14 protein-coding genes are annotated in these 15,406 nt (G+C 65.8%); 5 read left to right on the top strand and 9 right to left on the bottom strand.

What is annotated here, in order from left to right; all coding sequences use genetic code 11:
* Positions 1 to 13: 13 nt before the first annotated feature.
* From GL300_RS16450 to GL300_RS16420, 7 genes are all read right to left on the bottom strand, one after another.
* The gene (locus tag GL300_RS16450; RefSeq protein ID WP_155040747.1) at positions 14 to 1,147 is read right to left on the bottom strand and encodes a M20/M25/M40 family metallo-hydrolase; all 1,134 of its coding nucleotides are present in this window, start codon (positions 1,145 to 1,147) and stop codon (positions 14 to 16) included.
* The gene (locus GL300_RS16445) at positions 1,147 to 2,325 is read right to left on the bottom strand and encodes a M20 aminoacylase family protein (RefSeq protein ID WP_155040746.1); all 1,179 of its coding nucleotides are present in this window, start codon (positions 2,323 to 2,325) and stop codon (positions 1,147 to 1,149) included. Before GL300_RS16445 ends, GL300_RS16450 begins: the two co-directional genes overlap by 1 nt.
* Before the next feature lie 9 nt (positions 2,326 to 2,334).
* Positions 2,335 to 3,990, bottom strand: coding sequence for an ABC transporter ATP-binding protein (locus tag GL300_RS16440; protein WP_155040745.1), 1,656 nt, complete (start codon positions 3,988 to 3,990; stop codon positions 2,335 to 2,337).
* Position 3,991: 1 nt separating this feature from the next.
* Complete coding sequence (locus GL300_RS16435) at positions 3,992 to 4,819, bottom strand: ABC transporter permease (protein ID WP_155040799.1); 828 nt, start codon at positions 4,817 to 4,819, stop codon at positions 3,992 to 3,994.
* 53 nt (positions 4,820 to 4,872) lie between these two features.
* The gene (locus GL300_RS16430; protein WP_155040744.1) at positions 4,873 to 5,814 is read right to left on the bottom strand and encodes an ABC transporter permease; all 942 of its coding nucleotides are present in this window, start codon (positions 5,812 to 5,814) and stop codon (positions 4,873 to 4,875) included.
* A gap of 88 nt (positions 5,815 to 5,902) precedes the next feature.
* Complete coding sequence (locus GL300_RS16425; RefSeq protein WP_155040743.1) at positions 5,903 to 7,489, bottom strand: ABC transporter substrate-binding protein; 1,587 nt, start codon at positions 7,487 to 7,489, stop codon at positions 5,903 to 5,905.
* Between the two features lie 14 nt (positions 7,490 to 7,503).
* The gene (locus GL300_RS16420; RefSeq protein WP_155040742.1) at positions 7,504 to 9,015 is read right to left on the bottom strand and encodes a M81 family metallopeptidase; all 1,512 of its coding nucleotides are present in this window, start codon (positions 9,013 to 9,015) and stop codon (positions 7,504 to 7,506) included.
* 130 nt (positions 9,016 to 9,145) lie between these two features.
* Here GL300_RS16420 and GL300_RS16415 point away from each other — a divergent pair, with 130 nt between their 5' ends.
* The 5 genes from GL300_RS16415 (at position 9,146) to GL300_RS16395 (ending at position 13,728) form a co-directional block, all read left to right on the top strand.
* Positions 9,146 to 9,961 (top strand): IclR family transcriptional regulator, encoded by an 816-nt coding sequence (locus GL300_RS16415; protein ID WP_155040741.1) that lies wholly within the window; start codon positions 9,146 to 9,148, stop codon positions 9,959 to 9,961.
* A gap of 69 nt (positions 9,962 to 10,030) precedes the next feature.
* Positions 10,031 to 10,933: a glycine betaine ABC transporter substrate-binding protein OsmF gene (gene osmF, locus GL300_RS16410; RefSeq protein WP_155040740.1), complete on the top strand. Its 903-nt coding sequence runs from the start codon at positions 10,031 to 10,033 to the stop codon at positions 10,931 to 10,933.
* Positions 10,934 to 10,940: 7 nt separating this feature from the next.
* Positions 10,941 to 12,071 (top strand): ABC transporter permease, encoded by a 1,131-nt coding sequence (locus GL300_RS16405; RefSeq protein ID WP_155040739.1) that lies wholly within the window; start codon positions 10,941 to 10,943, stop codon positions 12,069 to 12,071.
* Positions 12,068 to 12,994 (top strand): ABC transporter ATP-binding protein, encoded by a 927-nt coding sequence (locus GL300_RS16400; RefSeq protein WP_155040738.1) that lies wholly within the window; start codon positions 12,068 to 12,070, stop codon positions 12,992 to 12,994. Before GL300_RS16405 ends, GL300_RS16400 begins: the two co-directional genes overlap by 4 nt.
* A complete protein-coding gene (locus tag GL300_RS16395; protein WP_155040737.1) occupies positions 12,991 to 13,728 on the top strand; it encodes an ABC transporter permease in 738 nt (245 codons plus the stop codon). The genes GL300_RS16400 and GL300_RS16395 overlap by 4 nt, the downstream gene beginning before the upstream one ends.
* Here GL300_RS16395 and panC read toward each other — a convergent pair.
* Positions 13,725 to 14,579 carry a pantoate--beta-alanine ligase gene (panC, locus tag GL300_RS16390; RefSeq protein ID WP_155040736.1) on the bottom strand — a complete coding sequence of 285 codons (855 nt, stop codon included), beginning with the start codon at positions 14,577 to 14,579 and terminating at the stop codon, positions 13,725 to 13,727. The two genes, GL300_RS16395 and panC, sit on opposite strands and share 4 nt — an antisense overlap.
* Positions 14,576 to 15,406 carry a 3-methyl-2-oxobutanoate hydroxymethyltransferase gene (gene panB / locus GL300_RS16385; RefSeq protein ID WP_155040735.1) on the bottom strand — a complete coding sequence of 277 codons (831 nt, stop codon included), beginning with the start codon at positions 15,404 to 15,406 and terminating at the stop codon, positions 14,576 to 14,578. Before panB ends, panC begins: the two co-directional genes overlap by 4 nt.

The raw sequence follows: 15,406 nt of genomic DNA, 5'->3' as shown, positions 1-15,406 counted from the left end.
CGGCGAGAAGGGATCAGTTCAGGTCAAGAAACAGCCCGGCATGGAACCTTGCGCGTTCCAGCAGGCTCGATTCGATGATGTGTTCGTTCAGCGTATGCAGGCCCGCGCCGAGGACTCCGGTCGAGTCGATGGTCGGTATCCCCAGCGCGCCGGTGAAATTGCCGTCCGAGCCGCCGCCCGAGGGCTGATGGCCCAAGGTGAAGCCCAGTTGCGTGGCGATACCGGCGGCGCGGTCGTAAAGGGCGATGTCCTGCGGCTGGCCGGGTTTCCAGACCGGGCGAGTGACGCCTCGGGTGACGATGAATTCGACATCGTTTTCCGAGCCCGACAGACCCAGCATGGCGGCGACGCCGCGTTCCAGATCCTCATCGGTCTTGGCCATGGACAGCGCCTCGGCGAAGCACGAGGACGAGACGCAGTTGACCCATGTCCCGCCCCGGATGACCCCGACCGAGAAGGTGCAATCGTCGCTGGTCATGCCCTCGATCAGGGGGATCTTGCGGGCCATGGTGGCGATGGCGGAGCGCCCGTCCTTCAGCGCCCAGCCCGCATGCGAGGGCACGCCGCGGGTTTCGAGGTTGTAGCGTGCGATGGCGTAGCGGCCGATGACGCAGGACTGGTCCTTCAGCGCCGGTTCGGGAACCACGACATAGCGGTTCAACAGGGCTTCCTGTTCGATCAGCCCACGGGTGGCGGGGGTGCCGATTTCCTCATCCGGGGTCAGCAGCAGGGTGACGGGCAGGGGGGTCACCAGCCCGGCGCGCATGATCCTGCGCATGGCTTCGAGTGCGACGAAATTCCCGGCCTTCATGTCCTGAATGCCGGGGCCGTAGATGCGACCCTCCTCGCGCCGCCACGGGTTCTGCGCCAGCGTGCCGATCGGATGCACGGTATCCAGATGGCCCGAGACCAGGATGCCGGGCTTGCCGAAATCGGGATGGGGGAATTTCACCCGCAGCGATGGGCCGCAGCCCATGCGGCCGGGGATGACCTCAATGGTCGCCCCGGCCGCTGCGCAGTCGAAGGCCACGACATCGACCATGCGCGCAAGGGCGGCGGCGTCGAAGGTGGGGCTTTCGGTCTCGATCCACGGGCGCAGGCGGCGGATCATGTCCTCATTGTCGAAGTCGAGATCAAGGAAGGACATCAGGCGGCCTTTCGGGTCAGGGGCATGCGGCGCTCGATGATGCGGGCATAGACCGAGGCGCCGATGGGCAGCACCGCCGGGTCAAGGACGAAGGCGGGATTGTGCAAAGCCGCCTGACCGCCATGCATGACGTTGATATAGGCACCGGGCACGCGGGCGGACATGTCGGCGAAATCCTCGCTGCCCATGACCTGCGGGCCGTCATCCGAGACATTGGTTTCGCCCAGCACGTCGGCAGCGGCCTCCAGATAGGCGTCGGACAGCTCGGGTTCATTGACCAGAACGTCAAATACATTGCGGATATCGACGTCGATGGTGATGCCATGGGCGGTGGCAAGGCCCGCGCAAAGCTCGCGCATACGGGTAGCGACCAGATCCATCACCTCGGGGTCGAAATAGCGCACGGTCCCGGCAATGGTCGCGGTCTGGGGCACGACGTTATAGGCCGAGCCGGTGTGGAACTGGGTGCAGGACAGCACGCAGGCTTTCACCGGATCGACATTGCGCGACACGACCGTCTGCAGCAACCCAACCAGCTGCGTGCCGATCACCAGCGCGTCGCGGGATTGGTTGGGCTGCGCGGCATGGCTGCCGCGACCATTGACCTTGATGTCGAAGAACGAGGCCCCGGCCATCATCGCGCCCTTGCGGATGCGGGCCTGACCCAGCGTGCCGAAGGGCTGGTTGTGCATGCCGTAGATCTCATCGACGGGGAAACGCTCGAAGAGGCCTTCCGCGATCATGCGGCGCGCGCCGCCAAGGCCTTCTTCGGCGGGCTGGAAGATGAAGACGGCGGTGCCGTCGAAATCGCGGCTTTGCGCCAGATATTGCGCCGCGCCCAGCAGCATCGTGGTGTGGCCGTCATGGCCGCAGGCATGCATGCGGTCGGGGTTTTTCGAGGCATAGCCAAGGCCGGTCACTTCCTGAATGGGCAGGGCGTCCATATCGGCGCGCAGCCCGATGCGGCGGTTGCCCTTGCCCTTGCCGCGCAGGATGCCGACGACGCCGGTGGCGGCGATGCCGGTATGGACCTCATCGAACCCCCAGTCGCGCAGATGACGTTCCACCACACCCGAGGCATGGGTTTCCTCGAAGCCCAGCTGCGGGTTTGCGTGGAGATCCTCGAAGACCGCGCGCATCTGATCGGCATTGTCCTCGATGAACTTGATGACAGGCATATTCTCTCCTTACGCCACGAGCGGCTTGCCAGCCGCGAAATCCCAGAAACGTCCGGGCGCTGCGTCGATCAGCGCGCGGGTATAATCATGCTGCGGCTGGTGCAGCACGCGTGAGGCCGGACCCTGTTCGACCACCTCGCCGCGTTTCATCACAAGCACCTCGTCGCAGATCTGGGCAGCGACGCGCAGGTCATGGGTGATGAATATGATGGCGATGCCGGTCTGGCGCTGAAGTTCGGCCAGCAGATCCAGCACCTGCGCCTGCACCGAGACATCCAGCGCCGAGACCGCCTCATCCGCGACCAGCACGTCTGGCTTCAGCATCACCGCGCGGGCAATGGCGATGCGCTGGCGCTGGCCACCGGAAAACTGATGCGGATAGCGACCCAGCGCGTCTTCGGGCAGGGACACGATCTTCAGCAGGCGCTTGGCCTCGGCCAGGGCATCGGCGCGGGACATGCCGTAGTTCAACGGGCCTTCGGTCATCGAGCGCGCGATGGTCCAGCGCGGGTTGAGTGAGCGGAACGGGTCCTGAAACACCACCTGCAGCTTCTTGCGCTTGGGCTTCATCGCGCTGGGGGACAGATGGGCGATGTCGTCGCCATCCAGCAAGATCTGGCCCTCGGTCGGCTCGATCAGCCGCATGATCGAGCGTGCGACCGTGGTCTTGCCCGAGCCGCTTTCGCCGACGATGCCCAGCGTCCGCCCCGGCGACAGGTCGAAATTCACCCCGAACGAGGCGCGGACCTGCGACTTTTTCCCAAGGAACGACCCGGTGTGATAGGTCTTGCCCAGATTGCGGGCGGCAATCACGCTGGCCCCGCTTGCATCGTCGCGCGCCTCGCGCGGCACAAGGCTGGGGACCGAGCCCAGCAGCGCCCGCGTATAGACATGCTTGGGCTGTTCCAGAACCTCGCGGATCGGGCCGGATTCAAGGATCTCGCCATGGCGCATGACGCAGACGCGGTCGGCAATTTCGGCGACCACGCCCATGTCATGGGTAATGAACAGCACCGCCGTGCCGTGCTTCTCCTGAAGTTCGGCGATCAGGGACAGGATCTGTTTTTGCGTGGTCACGTCCAGCGCGGTGGTGGGCTCATCCGCGATCAGCAGCGCCGGTTCCAGGATCAGCGCCATGGCGATCATGATGCGCTGGCGCTGGCCGCCCGACAGCTGGTGCGGATAGCTGTCATAGATGCGCTGGACATCGGGCAGATGGACCTGCTCCATGATGTCGATGACGCGGGCGCGCTTTTCGGCGGTACCCATGCGGCTGTGCAGGTCCAGCACCTCGGTGATCTGGGCGCCGACCTTCATTACCGGGTTCAGCGCGGTCATCGGTTCCTGAAAGATCATCGCCAGATCGCGGGCGCGGCGGTCCTTCATCGCGGAAGGCGACAGCGCCAGCAGGTTTTCGCCCTTCAGCCGGATCGTGCCCGACCGTACCACCAGCGCGTCCTTGGGCAGCAGCCCCATCGTCGCCAGCGAGGTGACGGATTTGCCCGAGCCGCTTTCCCCGACCAGACAGACGGTTTCGCCGCGCCGGATGTTCAGGCTGACACCTTTCAGCACTGGAAACCGGGTTTTTCCGGCGGTTTCGACCACCAGATCCTCGATCTGGACGATCACGGGTTCATGGGACAAGTCCCTTGCGCGAAGTTCCATGTCAGGCCTGCCGTTTCTTCATGCGGGGATCAAGGGCATCGCGGGCGGCATCGCCGATCAGGTTGATCGACAGCACGCAGATGGTCAGAAGCAGCCCCGGCCACAGGATGATGCCGGGGTTGATGCGGAAATACTGCCGCCCCTCGGCCATGATATTGCCCCAGGTCGGGATCTCGGTGCTGATGCCCGCGCCAAGGAAGGACAGCAGCGCCTCGGTCAGGATCGCCGAGGCGATGATGTAGGTCCCCTGCACGATCATCGGCGCCATGGTGTTCGGCAGCAGGTGCTGGAACAGGATCTTGGGCGTCGAGGAACCAAGCGCCATCGCGGCCTCGACATAGGGTTCCTCGCGCGCGGTCAGCACGACTGATCGCACCAGCCGCACGACGCGAGGCACTTCCGGGATGGTGATCGCCATGATCACCGAGCCGATCGAGGGGCCGTTCAGCGCGACAAGGCCGATGGCGATCAGGATCGAGGGCATCGCCATCAGCGCATCCATGGCGCGCATGATGATCGCGTCGGCCAAGCGGAAGTAACCGGCGACCAGCCCGATCAGCACGCCCAGCCCCAGCGCCACCACCGCCGCGCAGATCCCGATCAGCAACGAGATGCGGCCGCCAAGGATCATGCGGGAAAACAGGTCGCGGCCATAGCCGTCGGTGCCCAGCAGATGCGCCTCGGACGGGGGCTTCAGCCGCATCAGCGGGTCCATCGCCAAAGGATCATGGGTGGCGATCTGGGGTGAAAAGATCGTCAACAGGATCACCGCCAGCAGCATGATCGCGGCGATGAAGGGGGCAAGCCCGGTCTGGGCGGGGGAAACCATGGATAGCAGGCGCAGCGCCAAAGGCTTATCCGCGGCGGAACGGTCGATGTTCGTCAATAGCGGATCCTCGGGTCGAAAAGCGAATAGGACAGGTCGATCAGCAGGTTGATCGCCACATAGACCGAGGCGGTCAGCAGGATCAGCGCCTGAATGACGGGATAGTCGCGTGCCAGAACCGCATCGACGGTCAGCCGCCCGATGCCGGGAATGTTGAAGATGGTTTCCGTCACCACCACGCCCGAAATCAGCAGCGCAAAGCCCGCGCCGACGATGGTGGCGATGGGGACGGCGGCATTCTTCAGCGCATGGACGAACAGGATGCGGCGCTCTCCGACGCCCTTGGCGCGGGCGGTGCGGATGTAATCCTCGTTCAGCACATCCAGCATGGCGGCGCGCGTCATCCGGGCGATCAGCGCGATATAGATCGAGGCCAGCGTCAGCGCGGGCAGGATGGCGCGTTCAAGGAAGGGGGCGATGCCTGCGGAAAGCGGCTTGAAGCCCTGCGGCGGCAGCCAGCCCAGCTTGACCGAGAAGACCAGCAGCAGGACGTAGCCGACCAGAAACACCGGCACCGAAAAGCCAAGGACTGAAAAGGACATCACCAGATAATCGACCCAGCTGCGATGCTTCCACGCGGCGATCACCCCCATCGGAATGGCGACCAGCACGGCAATGATGATGGTCAGCACCGCCAGCGAGATCGACGGACCGACGCGCTTGGCGACCAGATCCAGCACCTCGACGCCGGAAATCAGCGAGGTGCCGAAATCGCCGCGCAGGATGCCCGCGATCCATTTGACATATTGGGTCAGCAGGGGCTCGTTCAGGCCCATGGCGTCGCGGATGCGTTGCAGCGTTTCGGGCGTGGCGTTGTCGCCCGCAAGGATCGCCGCCGGGTCTCCGGGGGTCAGGCGCAGCATCAGGAAGACGAAGACCGAGACCAGAAACAGCACCGGAACGACCGAGAGGACGCGCTTGAAGATATAGCTCAGCATGGCTTGTCCGCCGTTCTAGGGGTCAGGCCCGCGCCTGATCAGCAGGCGCGGGAGAGGATCGGCCCGACAAGCGGGCCGATTGGCGGCGTTACTCCTCGGACTTCTTCAGGCCCCAGAAGACCGGGACCGGGGTCGGGGCCATGTCGGTCAGGACCGTGCGGCGGGCCTGCGGGAAGTTGTATTCGCCAAGCGGCACATAGCTGACCGTTTCCATCGCATGGGCCTGGATCTTGTCGGCGGCGGCCTTCTGGGCCTCGGGGGTGGCGGCCGCGATGAACTCCTTGCGCAGTTCCTCGATCTTGGGGTCATCGGGCCAGCCGAACCACGCGGTGTCGCCGCGCCCGTTCAGCATCACGCTGATCACCGGGTTCGCCACCTCGGACATCTGCCAGTTGGTGAAGAACATGTTCCAGCCACCGTTGGCGGGCGCCTCCATCGAGGCGCGGCGCGTGACCAGCGTCTGCCAGTCCATCGGCTGCATGTCGACATTGAAGCCCGCCGCGCGCAGTTGCTGGGCTGCGACCACCGGCTGGGCCTTCAGCGTCGGCGCCTCGGTCGGCTGCATCAGGACGACGGGGGTGCCGTCATAGCCAGCTTCCTCCAGCAGCTTCTTGGCGGCTTCGGGATTGCCAGCGGCGGTCAGGGTCTCGGTTCCGGTGGTGCTTTCCAGCCGCGTGCCGCAGCCAAAGATCGCGCCGCAGACCTGATAATATTCCGGGCTGGCGGTCAGCGCGGCCAGAACCGGTTCCTGCGACATGGCCAGCAGCGCCGCCTGACGGATCTTCGGATTGTCGAAGGGCGGGTGCTTGAAGTTCATCCGACCCATGGTCTGGAAGCCAAAGGCCGCGCGTTTTTCCACGGCGACCGTGTCATCGCCTTCCAGCAGCGGGATCAGGTCGACGGGCATGGATTCGATCAGGTCGATATCGCCCGATTGCAGCGCGTTCACCGCCGTCTGGCTGTCGGGCATGGTCAGCCAGCGCACCTTGTCGACATTGACCACCTTGCCGCCGGCATAACCCGACGCGGGTTCCGAGCGGGGCACATATTCCTCGTTCTTGACATAGGTCGCGCCGACGCCGGGCTGGAATTCCTCGGTCACGAACTTGAACGGACCCGAGCCGATATGTTCCTGAATCGCCTGATCCGCCGGGGTCTGGGCAATGCGCGCGGGCATGATGAAGGGCGGCAGCGCCGATTGCTTGCCCACGGTTTCAAGGAAGGGGCCAAAGGGCGCGCTCAGCGCCCAGACCACGGTCTTGTCGTCCTTGGCTTCCAGCGAGGCGGTGACATCCATGATCATCTGGCCGCCGGTGTCGCGCTTGCCCCAGCGCTGCAGCGAGGCGACGACATCGGCCCCGGTGACCGGCGCGCCGTCGTGGAATTTCAGCCCGTCGCGCAGGGTGAAGGTATAGGTCAGCCCGTCATCGGAAGCGGTGACATCGGCCATCTGCGGCTGGATCTTGCCGGTTTCATCCTCGGCCACCAGCACGTCATAGATCATGTAGGCGTGGTCGCGGGTAATGTGCGCGGTGGTGATGACCGGGTCCAGCACACGCAGGTCGGAATGCATGACGGCGGTGACGGTGGTCTCGGCCAGCGCCCCGCCAGCGGCCAGAGCGAATACCGAGGCAAAAAGGCCCGCTTTCATCGAAAGCGTCTTCGAATGGGTCATCTTCGTCTTCTCTCTCACTGTTGCTGGGTTTCTTCTTGGATTTTGAAAACCGGTCCCATCGGACGCAGCCGCATGCCTGCGCGCAGCCGCGTCCATGGCAGGGCTGAGGGGCATAGCGGCATCGCGCCGGGGGCGGTGGCGACCAGGATGGTTTCCGCGATGGGCTCGAAATCGGCGCGGAAATGCACCGAGCTTTTGTTCACCAGAATCTTCTGGTCCTCGGGGGTGATCCCGACCATGCGATAGAAATTGCGGTCGGCCATCTGGGCGATATGGCTGGTGACGACGACGCGGATGCCGTCGATTTCCAGCGCCGCCGAAGGTCCCATGTCGATGCGGGTGCCGCCGTAATAGGGGCCGGTCGCATGGACATGACCGTCGGACAGCGCGGCGACGCGGGCGCGGACCGGGAAGGGCGCGTCATCCGCCAGCCCGGAACGTCCACCCAGCGGCAGGGTGATTTCAGCACCGACGCCCGCAGCATGAGCGGCTCGCGCGGCCTCGGGGTCGTGGAAATTGCCAAGCGCCGCGTCCGTCGCCCCGCAGGCGATCAGCGCGCGCAGCATGCCGGTGGTGTCGGACGATCCGCCCGCACCGGGATTGTCCTGCGTATCGGCGATGATCACCGGGCGGGTGGCCGAAACCGCCAGCCGCATCGCCTCGCGCACGGCGTCCTCGGGGTCATAGGAGCGGCCTGCGAAATCGGCCTCGGCCTCGGTCAGGGCCATGGCCATGCGGTCGGCATGGGCCTGAACGGCAAGGGCATCGGGGCCATAGGCCAACACCACGGGGCCGCATCCGGGAAAATCCGCCGCCGGAAAGCCCATGAAGATCGAGGCGGTCGCCACACCTTCGGGCAGTTCGCGCGTCATCCGGTAAAGGCCGCGGGCGGGCTCGGTCTCGCTGCATTGCCAGGCGATTGGGATCAGGAAATCGATGCGGCGCATCGCCTTGGCCCATTTCCGGCCACTTGCCAGCATCTCATCCAAAGCCGCCGCCGCGCGCCAGCCGGTTTCCGCCATGTCGACATGCGGATAGGTGCGGAAGCCGACCATGATATCGGAATGCTGGAACATCTGCGGCGTGATATTGCCATGCAGGTCCAGCGCGCAGGCGATGGGCAGGTCGGGACGGGCCGCCCGGATGCGGGCCAGCAATTCGCCTTCACCATCCTCGACATGCTCGGCGACCATTGCGCCATGCAGGTCCAGACAGATCGCGTCGATCGGGCCGCAATCGGCCAGCCCCTGCACGATGTCATCGGCAATCGTTTCGAACGCCTCGCGCGTCACCGGGGCCGAGGGGATCGCCCCGGTCCACAGGATCGGGACGATGTCCCATCCGGCGCGGTCGGCATAATCGAGCATGCCCGCAATGCCCAGATTGACGCCCCGCGCCGCCTCTCGCAGTGCCGCGCCACGGGTCAGGGGGATATAGCCGCCGCCCTGCCGGAACGCCGCCATATCGGCCGCCGCGCTGGCAAAGCTGTTACTCTCGTGCAGGAAGCCGGCAAACGCGACACGCATGGGATCGAAAGCTCCTGATCGTAACGTTTCGATTGAAATGTATCGACAGACAATACATCGTTATCGAAATGAAACGTCATGCCGGATGCGGCTGTCAACGAAAATTCTTCTACTTGGGGTGACCAGTCTCATGTTTCGCGAACTGACCGGAGTTTCGACATTCGATCCCGCAGAAGCTGAACAATTTGGCGAAGACCCGCTATTCGTGCGCGCTGCGGCACGGGCAGTGGCAATCCTGTCGGTTTTCGAAATGACCGCCAAGCCTTTGACTCTCAGCGAGATTTCAGAGTTGTCTGGAATGGACCGCAGTGCCACGCAGCGCATGGTGCATACGCTGCAGGCCTTGGGCATGATCATGCGCGATGACGAGGATCGCGGCTATCTGCCGGGCAAGCGCATCCTGACCATGGCCTGTTCCAGCCTGCGCCTGAACCCGATTCTGCAAAAGGCGACGCCGGTCCTGCTGGAGTTGCGCCGCCGCTCGCATGAGCGGGTGGACATGTCGCTATGGGACGACACGCGGCTGATCTATGCGCTGCGCATGCCCTCGAAGCATGAGATTTTCACTGCGACGCTGACCGGCAATACCGTGCCGACCTATTGCACGGCGGGGGGGCTGGCGGTGCTGTCGCGGCTGTCCGACGCCGAGATCGCGGATATCTTTGCCCGCTCGGATGTCACGCCCTTCACCCCCCAGACCATCACCACGCTGGATCAGGTCATGGCCGAGGTTCAGGCGACGCGGCAGCGCGGCCATGCCGTCGCCGTCCGGCAATTGCTGCATCACGAGATCGCCCTTGGGGTTGCGGTGCTGGATGGTCAGGGCCGCCCGGTCGGGGCCATCCATCTGGCGGGGTCGCTGGACGAACATTCGGCCGAGGATTTCTCGGCCCGGTTCGGATCACTGCTGCGGCAGGCGGGGCAATCGCTGTCAGGCTATCGCTGACGGGAACCAATTCCACATCCCGCGCGTCTAGCATCGAGCCGCCATCCCCTTGTATCGGGAGAATTCGCCATGCTGTCACGTGCCGCCGCCCTGTCGCTGATCCTGCTGGCCTCGCCGCTACAAGCGCAGGATATCGTGGTCTCATCGAAAATCGATACCGAGGGCGGCCTTTTGGGCAACATGATCCTGCTGGCGCTGCAGGATGCGGGAATGCCGGTCAAGGACCGGCTGCAACTGGGCGGCACGCCGATTATGCGCGATGCGATCACCGCCGGGCAGATCGACATCTATCCCGAATATACGGCGAACGGAGCGTTCTTCTTCAACGAGGCCGACAGCCCTGTCTGGAAGGACGCCCAGCAGGGTTTCGCCCGCGTGGCCGAACTGGACAAGGCGCAAAATGATATCGTTTGGCTGGATCCCGCGCCCGCCAACAACACCTGGGCGATTGCGTTGCGTCAGGACATTGCCAGCGCGAACGGGATCGCCACCATGTCGCAACTGGGCGAATGGATTGCGGGGGGCGGGGCGATCAAGCTGGCGGCCTCGGCCGAATTCGTGACCTCGCCCGCAGCGCTTCCGGCGTTCCAGCAGACCTATGGCTTTACCCTGAAGCCCGATCAGCTGGTGCAGCTGGCGGGTGGCGATACGGCTGCGACCATCGCGGCGGCGGCGCAGCAGATTTCCGGGGTGAACGCGGCCATGGTCTATGGCACCGATGGCGCCATTGCCGAGGCAGGCCTGTTGGTCATGGAGGATGACAAGGCCGTCCAGCCCGTCTATGAGCCCGCGCCGATCATCCGCGCCAAGGTGCTTGAAGCGCATCCCCAGATCCGCGAGGTGCTGGCCCCGATTTTTCAGGCGCTGACCTTGCAGACTTTGCAGACCCTGAACGGCCGGATTCAGGTGGGTGGAGAGCCCGCGCAGGCCGTGGCCAAGGATTTCCTGACCGGGGCAGGCTTCCTGAAGTGACAGCATGATGTCGCGGCCGGGGGTCCTGTTCGCGCTGCTGGGTATTGCCGGGCTGTTCCTGCCCCTTGTCCATCTGCGACCGAACCGGATCGTGCCGGGCGAAGGCATCACCCTGACCGCCGGATTCGCTACCGGACCGCTGATAGCGGTGGGGCTGGCGGCAATCCTGATCGCTGGTTGCCTTGGGCGCTGGTCGCCTGGGCTGAGGACCGCTGCCGCGTTGCTGGGGCTGGTCGGGGTCATCTCCTCGCTGGGACTGGCGGCGGGGCATCTGTTGCCCAAGGGGAACGGGTTGGCGCGGGTGGCCCCGGCCTCGGGGTTCTGGCTGCTGCTTGCGGCTTTTGCCTTCATGCTGGCCGACGGGCTGACGCGTCTGCGGCCCTCGGTCGCGGCAAGCTGGCTGATCCTTGCCGGGGTTCTGGTACTGGCCGCGGCTCTGCTGGGATCGGGGATGCTGGATCAGGTCTCGGTCATGCGGGAATATGCGACCCGGCGCGGGCCATTTCTGGCCGAGACGCAGACCCATCTGGCGCTTGCGTTCGGCTCGCTGGGGCTGGCGCTGGCGGTGGGGCTACCGCTGGGGGTGGCGATCTATCTGACAGCCCGCGCGCGGGGACCGGTCCTGACCGTGCTGAACATCGTCCAGACCATCCCGTCGCTGGCGCTGTTCGGGATCATGATCCCGCTGCTGGGCTGGATCGCGACCCTGCCGGGGGCGGATCGGCTGGGGGTGTCCGGTATCGGCAGCTTTCCGGCGCTGATTGCGCTGTTTCTGTATGCGCTGCTGCCGGTGGTGTCGAATACGCTCTCGGGGTTGCAGGGTGTGCCCCTGCCGGTGCGCGAGGCGGCCTTGGGTCTGGGCATGACGCGCGGGCAATTGCTGGCGCAGGTCCTGATCCCGCTGGCCTTGCCCAGCCTGCTGGCGGCGGTGCGGATCGTGCTGGTGCAGAATATCGGTCTGGCGGTGATCGCCGGGCTGATCGGAGGCGGCGGATTTGGCACTTTCGTCTTTCAGGGGTTGAACCAGACCGCGATGGATCTGGTGCTGCTGGGGGCGCTGCCGACCATCGCGCTGGCGCTGCTGGCGGGGATCGTCATGGACCTGTTGCTGGGCATGAGCCGGGGCGCGCAAGCATGATCGAGCTGCGCCACCTGACGCGGGTCTATGCCGGCGTTCCGGTGGTCGATGATGTCAGCCTGAACGTCCCCGAGGGCGAAATCACCGCGCTGGTCGGCACCTCGGGTTCGGGCAAGACCACGCTTCTGCGGATGATCAACCGGCTGGTCGAGCCCACGACCGGGCAGGTGCTGATCGGGGGGCAGGATGTGGCGGGCCAGCCGGTGCATCTGCTGCGGCGGCGTATCGGCTATGTCATTCAGGGGGTGGGGCTGTTTCCCCATCACAGCGTGGCCCGCAATATCGCCACCGTACCGCGCCTGCTGGGCTGGCCGCCCGCGCAGATCGGGGCGCGGGTGGATGAGCTGTTGCAGCTGTTCCAGCTGGACCCCGCGACCTTTCGCAATCGGATGCCGCATCAGCTGTCGGGCGGGCAGGCGCAGCGCGTGGGCGTGGCCCGCGCGCTGGCGGCCCGGCCCGATCTGCTGCTGCTGGACGAACCCTTCGGCGCGCTGGATGCGATCGGGCGGGCCCGCGCACAGGCGGATCTGCGCGGGGTCCAGCGGCAATTGGGTACGACCATGATCCTTGTCACCCATGACATCAACGAGGCCGTGCAGCTTGGCGACCGCATCGCCGTCATGGATCACGGCAGGATCTTGCAGCATGACCGGCCCGAACGCATCCTGACCGATCCCGCCACGCCCTTTGTGCAGGCGCTGATCGGCCCCGGCGAGCGCGCATTTCACCTGCTGTCGCTCAGCGCCGTTTTGGGCATGACCCAGCCGGGGCAGGCACAAGGCCCTGCCATTCCGCGTGAGGCCAGCCTGCGCGATGCTTTGGCGGAATGCCTGTGGAGCGGCCGTGACGCCCTGCCCGTCGAAGGCGGCGGCATCGTCACGCTGGCGGCATTGCGCGCCCATGCCCGTCAGGCGCCGGAATGATCGGTCGCGTCCTTCCGGCGCTGGTGGCGGGGCTTTTGCTGATTTTTCTGCTGAGCCCTGACAGCTTCGCGCCGCTGTTTCGGCCCTTTACCCGCAATGGCGCGCCGCCGATCTATGGCCAGACCAGCCTGCTGGCCCTGACGCTTTCGCATCTGGCCATCGTCGCGGTGGCGGTGATCGCCTCGACGCTGGTGGCGCTGGTTCTGGCGGTGCTGGTGACGCGGCCCTCGGGGCGCGAGTTCCTGCCCTTGGCGCGGACCGTCACCTCGGTCGGGCAGACATTTCCGCCGGTCGCGGTGCTGGCCTTGGCCGTGCCGGTCATGGGGTTTGGGACTGCGCCCACGCTGGTTGCGCTGTTTCTGTACGGCCTGCTGCCGGTATTTGAAAACACGCTGGCGGGCCTGACCGGTCAGCCGCCCGAAGTGGCCGAGGCCGCCCGCGCCATGGGCATGACCGACAGGCAGCGGTTGTGGCAGGTCGAGCTGCCGCTGGCGCTGCCGCTGATCCTTGCCGGGATGCGGCTGACGGCGGTGATCTCGATGGGGACGGCGACCATCGGATCAACGGTCGCCGCCAAGACCCTGGGCGAGGTCATCATCGCCGGGCTTTTGTCGTCGAACACTGCCTTTGTCCTGCAAGGCGGCATGGTGGTCGGCATCATCGCCGTGCAGATCCACCACCTGTTCCAACGGTTTGAGAGCCGCGCCGCCCGTGCCGCCGGGCAGGGCGTTTAGCCCTGCGCCGGGAGTGTGACCGCGACATTGTCGATCAACCGCACGCCGTCCAGCCAAGCCGCGACCAGCAGGCGCGCGGGTCGTCCGGGCTGTGCCTCGCCAAGGCTCTCGGCATCGCGCAGCTCAAGATACTCGACCGGGGACAACCCGGCCTCGACCAGCTTTACCGTGGCCCCGGCAAGGGTCGGGGAAATGGTCCCGCCCGCCTCGATCCGTGCCGCCGTGTCCAGCAGCACCGCGGGCAACAAGGCCGCCCGCGCCCGCGCGTCGGGCGACAGCCGCTGATTGCGCGAGGACAGCGCCAGCCCGTCCGCCGCCCGAATGGCCGGGCAGGGCACGATCTGGATGGGCAGGTGCAGATCCGCGACCATCCGGCGCACGACCTGCAACTGCTGCCAGTCCTTTTCGCCGAAATAGGCGCGATCCGCCTGCGTCATGTTGAACAGCAGCGCCACCACCGTCGCCACGCCGTCGAAATGGCCGGGGCGATGTGCGCCCTCCAGCGGCTCGCTGACGCCCGAGACGGAAATCGTGGTGGCATGGCCGGGCGGATAGACCTCGGCCGCGTCGGGAACGAACAGCACATCCGCGCCCAGCGGCGACAGGATCGCCGCATCGGCATCCTCGGTCCGGGGGTATTTCGCAAAATCCTCGGCATTGTTGAACTGGCGCGGGTTCACGAACAGCGTCACGATCACCCGGTCGCATTCGGCCTGCGCCGCACGGACAAGGCTCAGATGCCCGTCATGCAGCGCGCCCATCGTGGGAACGACGCCGATCGTCGCGCCCGCCGCGCGCCAGTCGCGGGTCAGGTCGCGCAACTCGGCCAGCGAGCGGACGATCCGGGTCATTTCCGCGCCACCTGATCGGCAAAGACATGTTCGGGGCCGGGGAAGCGGCGGGCGCGGACATCCTCGGCATAGGCGGCGATGGCGTCCGAGGCGCTGTCGCCCAGCTCGGCATAGCGACGCACGAATTTCGGGCGGAAGTCGCCGAACAGGCCCAGCATGTCATCGACGACCAGAACCTGACCGTCGCATTCCGGCCCGGCACCGATGCCGATGGTCGGGACCGGGATCGCGCCGGTAATCCGCGCGCCAAGGCTTTGCGGCAGCTTTTCAAGAACGACGGCAAAGGCCCCGGCCTCGGCCAGCGCGGCGGCCTCGGCCTCGATGCGGGCGCCGTCCTCGCCCCGGCCCTGCACCTTGTAGCCGCCCAGCGTGTTCACCGCCTGCGGGGTCAGGCCGACATGGCCCATGACCGGGATGCCGCGCGCGACCAGAAAGGCCACGGTCTCGGCCATGTGCAGCCCGCCTTCCAGCTTGACCGCCTGACAGCCGGTTTCCGACATCAGTCGGGCGGCGTTGTGCATGGCCTGCTGGGGGGATTCCTCATAGCTGCCAAAGGGCATGTCGACGACAAGACAGGCGCGTTCGATGCCGCGCGCCACCGCCTTGCCATGCAGGATCATCATTTCCATTGTGACGCCCACGGTCGAGGGCAAGCCGTGCAGCACCATGCCAAGGCTGTCGCCCACCAGCACCAGATCGCAATGGGCGTCCACCAGCCGGGCCATGGGCGTGGTATAGGCGGTCAGACAGGCGATCGGCGCCTGCCCCTTGCGGGCAAGGATATCGCTGGGTGTCATCCGATGCTGCCGGTCGGGCGTCGCGCTCAT

The organism is Paracoccus litorisediminis (assembly GCF_009711205.1).
In the GTDB taxonomy this organism is placed as follows: Bacteria; Pseudomonadota; Alphaproteobacteria; order Rhodobacterales; family Rhodobacteraceae; genus Paracoccus; species Paracoccus litorisediminis.
Note: the sequence above shows the minus strand (reverse complement) of the source record. Positions and strands in the feature narration are given on the sequence as shown.